General features: G+C 76.1%; 5 protein-coding genes. All 5 read right to left on the bottom strand.

Going from position 1 to position 5,047, the window contains the following annotated elements:
* Positions 1-88 precede the first annotated feature (88 nt).
* A complete protein-coding gene (locus tag O4J56_RS31750) occupies positions 89-721 on the bottom strand; it encodes a nucleotidyltransferase family protein (protein ID WP_270690924.1) in 633 nt (210 codons plus the stop codon).
* Positions 722-836: 115 nt separating this feature from the next.
* Positions 837-1,988: an XdhC family protein gene (locus O4J56_RS31745; RefSeq protein WP_270690922.1), complete on the bottom strand. Its 1,152-nt coding sequence runs from the start codon at positions 1,986-1,988 to the stop codon at positions 837-839.
* Complete coding sequence (locus O4J56_RS31740; protein WP_270690921.1) at positions 1,981-3,162, bottom strand: vWA domain-containing protein; 1,182 nt, start codon at positions 3,160-3,162, stop codon at positions 1,981-1,983. Before O4J56_RS31740 ends, O4J56_RS31745 begins: the two co-directional genes overlap by 8 nt.
* Complete coding sequence (locus O4J56_RS31735) at positions 3,159-4,163, bottom strand: AAA family ATPase (protein WP_270690920.1); 1,005 nt, start codon at positions 4,161-4,163, stop codon at positions 3,159-3,161. Before O4J56_RS31735 ends, O4J56_RS31740 begins: the two co-directional genes overlap by 4 nt.
* A 294-nt stretch (positions 4,164-4,457) precedes the next feature.
* Positions 4,458-4,586: a hypothetical protein gene (locus tag O4J56_RS31730; protein ID WP_270690919.1), complete on the bottom strand. Its 129-nt coding sequence runs from the start codon at positions 4,584-4,586 to the stop codon at positions 4,458-4,460.
* Positions 4,587-5,047: the final 461 nt, after the last annotated feature.

Here is a 5,047-nt window from a genome sequence, read left to right as displayed (position 1 = left end):
GCCCGCCCGGGGGGGGCCCCCACGCCGGAGGGTTTTCGGTCTTGTCGAAATCAGGTGGCTGTGTCGTTCGTGTGTGGATCGGCCGGGGTCAGTGGGCCCCGGCCAGGCCGTCGCCTCCCAGGGTGAGCAGGGACCGCATGCGCTCCAGGTCCTCGGGGGTGTCGATGTCGTCGGGGCTCGCGACGTCATCGCAGGCCACCGTGGTCACCAGGTGGGAATAGGCGCGCAGGAAGGGCCGCGCGCCCACGTCGCCCTCGGCCAGGGCGTGCACCGTCGGCCAGTGCTCGCGCCCCAGCAGGACGGGGTTGCGGGGGTTGCCGGAATAGGTGGCCGCCGCCGCGCGGGCGCCGTCGGCGTAGGCGGCGATCAGCCGCTTCACCGCCGCCGAGGTGACCAGCGGCTGGTCGGCCAGCGCGATCACCACCGCGTCCACCTCCTCGGGCAGCGCCTCCAGCCCCCGGCGCAGGGACGAGCCCATACCGCTCTCCCAGCTGGGGTTGTTCACCTCCGCGGCCCCCTCGACCGCGATCGTCTCCGCACCCAGGACCACATGGACCGGCAGGCAGCCGCCCTCGCGCAGCACCCTGACGCCACGGTCGGCCAGGCGCTCCCCCGCCACCTCCACGGCGGCCTTGGGGCGCCCGAGCCTGCTGCCGCGGCCCGCGGCCAGCAGAAGGCCGGCGATCGGGAGGCGGACGGCGCCGTGCTCGCGTGTGGTCATGCCGCGATGATGCCACGCCCGCCCGCGCGGGGCGCCGGGTTCGGCGACTCCGTCTCGGACCGGACACCCGAAACCGCCCCCGACGGGCCCGTTCGCCCGGCTCGGCGGCGGGGGTTCACCCGCCCGCCTGACCGGTACCGGCCGCCTCGGCCTGCCGGGCCAGCGGCTCGGTGTGGATCCGCCCGGAGGTGGAGCTCAGCGGCCGCCCGGACCCGCCCCACCGGGTCTGGATCAGTTCGGCCGCGATCGATACCGCCGTCTCCTCCGGCGTGCGCGCCCCCAGGTCCAGCCCGATCGGCGAGTGCACCCGCCGCAGCCGGTCCTGCGGCACCCCCGCCTCCCGCAGCCGGGCCATCCGGTCATCGTGGGTGCGGCGGCTGCCCATCGCCCCGATGTAGCCCGCCCGGGTGTCCAGGGCGGCCTCCAGCACCGGCACGTCGAACTTGGGGTCGTGGGTGAGCACGCAGATCGCGGTGCGCTCGTCGATCTCGTCGGCGATCTCGGTCAGGTAGGCGTGCGGCCACTTCACCACCACCTCGTCGGCGCGCGGGAACCGCTTGGGCGTGGCGAACACCGGGCGCGCGTCGCACACCGTCACCCGGTAGCCCAGGTAGGCGCCGATGTCGGCGACGGCCGCGGCGAAGTCGATGGCGCCGAAGACCAGCATGCGCGGCGCCGGGGCGAAGCTCTGCACGAACACCTCGAGCTCGTCCCCGCGCCGCTGCCCGTCCGCGCCGTAGTGCAGGATGCCGGTGCTGCCCTGGGCGAGCATGCCGCGCGCGTCGTCGTCGACCGCCGCGTCCAGGCGGGCCCCGCCCAGCGACCCGTCGGCGCCGTCGGGGCGGACCACCCGCCGCGCGCCCAGGGGCCCCGGGCCGCCGACGACGGTGGCCACCGCCACCGGCCGGTGGGCGTCCACCGCCTCGATCACCCCGGGCAGCTGGGGGTAGCGGCCCCGGTCCACCGGCTCGACCAGCACGTGGAGGGTGCCGCCGCAGGTCAGGCCGACCGCGAAGGCGTCGTCATCGCTGACCCCGTACTTCTCGCGCACCGGCTCGCCGGTGGCCATGACCTGCTGGGCCAGCTCATAGACGGCGCCCTCCACGCAGCCGCCGGAGACGCTGCCGACCACCTCGCCGGAGGGGCCGACCGCCATCGCCGCCCCGGCCTCCCGGGGCGAGCTCCGATAGGTGTCGATCACGGTCGCCAGCGCGAACGTCTCGCCGCCGGAGTACAGCTCCGCGACGGCCGAGCGGATGTCACGCACGTGCTCCTCCTCCTTCGGCGCGGCCGCGCGCCACGGCCCGCGCCAGTCGTTGCAGCGCCTCCAGGCTGTGCCCGGGGACGAAGTCGTCGATGTGGGGCAGCGCCGCCGCCATCCCCGCGGCGCGGGGGCGGTAGCCGGCCTGGCCCTTGTGGGGGTTGGCCCATACGATCCGGTGCGCCAGGCGGGAGAGGCGGGCCATCTGCCCGCCCAGCAGCGACGCGTCGCCGCGCTCCCACCCGTCGGAGGCGATGAGCACGACGGCGCCGCGGGCGGCGCCCCGGCTTCCGTACAGGTCGAGGAATTCCTTCAGCTCCTCCCCCAGGCGGGTTCCTCCCCGCCAGTCGGGGACGGCCGCCCCGGCGGCGCGCAGGGCGCGGGCCGGGTCGGCGGCGGACAGTTCGCGTGTCAGGCGCGTCAGCCGGGTGCCGACGCTGAAGACCTCGGTGGCGCCGGGGTGGCCCCGCACCAGCACGTGGGCGAGGCGGAGCAGCGGCTCGGCGTAGGGCGCCATGGAGCCGCTGACGTCGACGAGCACGACCACCTTGCGGGGCCGGTCGGTGCGCCCCCGGTAGGACAGCCGCACCGGTTCGCCGTCGGTGCGCGCGGCGGCGGCGAGGGTGCGACGCGGGTCGAGGCGCCCGCGCCGGGCGGGGGCCGTGCGGCGGGCGGGGCGCCGGGGCGGGTCGGCGGCGATGAGCGACACCAGCCGGGCGGCTTCGGCGCGCTCCTCCTCGCCGAGGAGTCCGAGGTCGGCGGTGCGCAGTACCTCGGTGCCGCTGGCGGCGGCGGGGCGGTGGGCCTCCGGCCCGTCGTCGCCGCCCTGTTCCCCGCCGCCGGGGCCGAGCAGCGCCGTGAGGCGCCGACGGGCGGGCACCGGCAGAGCGGGGCGCGGGGCGGGCGGGGACGCCCCGAAGTAGGCGGCGAAGCAGGCGTCGTAGACGTCGAGTTCGGCGCGGGTCGAGCAGAGGGTGAGGCGCCCGGCCCAGTAGACGCGGTCGGCGCGGGCGGGGGCGTCGACCGCGGCGAGTGCGTCGGTGAAGGCGAGGGCTCGGGTGGTGTCGGCGCGCAGCCCGGCGGCGCGCAGCGCCCGCACGAGGCCGAGCACCGGGGCGGTGTCCGGCGCAGATGCGGCCGTGGTGGCCGCGGGGGCCGTCGATCGGGTGCGGCGCGTCACGGCCGTGCCCTCGCGGCGGTGCGGGCGGCGTGCTCGGCGCCGGGTGCGCGGGCCGCACCGGCGGCGTCCGCACCCCCGCCGTTGAGCAGGGCGGACAGCCGGTCCCGGACGGCGTCGACGTCGTCGCGGTGCTTGACGAGCGCGCCCAGGGTGCGCGCGGCGGCGCCGGGGTCGAGCGCGGTGGCGCCGAGCGCGGTCAGGGCGGCGGTCCAGTCGATCGTCTCGGCGACTCCGGGGGGCTTGAGCAGGTCGATGCCGGAGGCGGCCGGGTCGCGGAGGCGCTGCGCCGCCGCGGCGACCTCGCGCACGAGGCGCTCCGCGGCCTCGGGGCGGCGGCGCGCGATGATGGCCGCCTCCCGCTCGAAGGAGGGGTGGGGTGTCCAGTGGTACAGGCACCGGCGCTTGAGGGCGTCGTGCACCTCGCGGGTGCGGTTGGAGGTGAGCACGACCGCGGGGGGCGCGGCGGCCCGGACGGTGCCCAGTTCGGGGACGGAGATGGCGAAGTCGGAGAGGAACTCCAGCAGGAACGCCTCGAACTCGTCGTCGGCGCGGTCGATCTCGTCGATGAGGAGCACGGCGGGGCGGCCGGGGGCGCTCTCCTCCAGGGCACGCAGCAACGGGCGGGCGCGCAGGTAGCGGCGGTCGTACATGCCCGCCTCCAGCTCCTCGGCGCCGCCCGGCGCGGCGCTGGAGGCCTGCACGGCGCGCAGGTGGAGGAGCTGGCGCGGGTGGTCCCAGTCGTAGAGGGCCTGGGAGGCGTCGATGCCCTCGTAGCACTGCAGGCGGATGAGCGGGGCGCCGAGGACGCCGGCCAGGGCGCGCGCGAGCTCGGTCTTGCCGACGCCCGCGTCGCCTTCGAGGAAGAGCGGCCGCTGCATGCGCAGGGCCAGGAAGCACGCGGTGGCGGCTCCGTCGTCGGCCAGGTAGCCCTGGTCGTCCAACAGCGCCGCCAGGGTCTCGGGGTCGTCCGGGCCGGTGCCCGGTGCGCCGATCGCCCCCATGCCCCTCCTTTGGGCCGCCCGATGGTCCTGTTCCTGGAACAAGGCTATGTGCCGTGTCCCACAACCGGAGAGGTCATGATCCTCCAAATTTCCGGGATGGACGACGAGGAGGCTCGTGCGCGCGCACATGAGCGGAGGCCGGGCGCAGTGGAGGAGGCGGAGGCGGCGGGACGCAGGGATCGAAGGGGCGAAGAAGCAAGGCGGCGGAAGGCCACGCTCCTGGAATGTGCCCACGACGGTGGACGGCTGGGACCCGGGCACCCCGAGGGTGCGGGGCGGCCCCGGAGGCCCGGGTCAGCCGTTGCCGTTCAGCAGCGATACGAGGGCGATCATGGTCACGAGGGTCCAGAACACGACGGAGACCCGGTCGGCGCCGGCACGCGCATTCCGGGTCGCCCGGATGCTCACAGTGAGGGTCTCCATGCACACTATGACGCCCCCTATAGGGCTTCCGGTTCAACCGGTTTTTCAGTGCGCCGGGACGGCCGCATGGGGGTCCTGCGTTTGCACGGCGCGTAGCGGACGTACGGACCCGTCCTCGGGACACCATGGATAGGAGGTCGGCCCTCGCCGCAGCCCTGTCGGCCGTGGGGCGTGTGCGTGGTCACCGTGTTGGGCGGCGACGAGGAGAGGTCGGCGGCCCATACGGCAGCGCTGTCGGGTGCAGCGCGTGTGCGTGGTCGCCGTTGATGGCGGCGACGGCGAGAAGCGAGGCGGTTCCCCGGCCCCGCCTGCCGGGTGGCGGGCCCCTCGCGGTGCGGGAGGTCGGCGCAGCCGGGCGGGCGCGTGGTCGCCCGCGTTCGTGGCGGCCGCCGGGCCGGTGCCCCCTGCCCCCTCCTCGTTGATCTCGGGAAAAACGACGCTACCGGGCCGGTTTTAGCGTC

It is taken from the genome of Nocardiopsis endophytica (assembly GCF_027706725.1).
GTDB lineage: Bacteria > Actinomycetota > Actinomycetes > Streptosporangiales > Streptosporangiaceae > Nocardiopsis_A > Nocardiopsis_A endophytica.
Note: the sequence above shows the minus strand (reverse complement) of the source record. Positions and strands in the feature narration are given on the sequence as shown.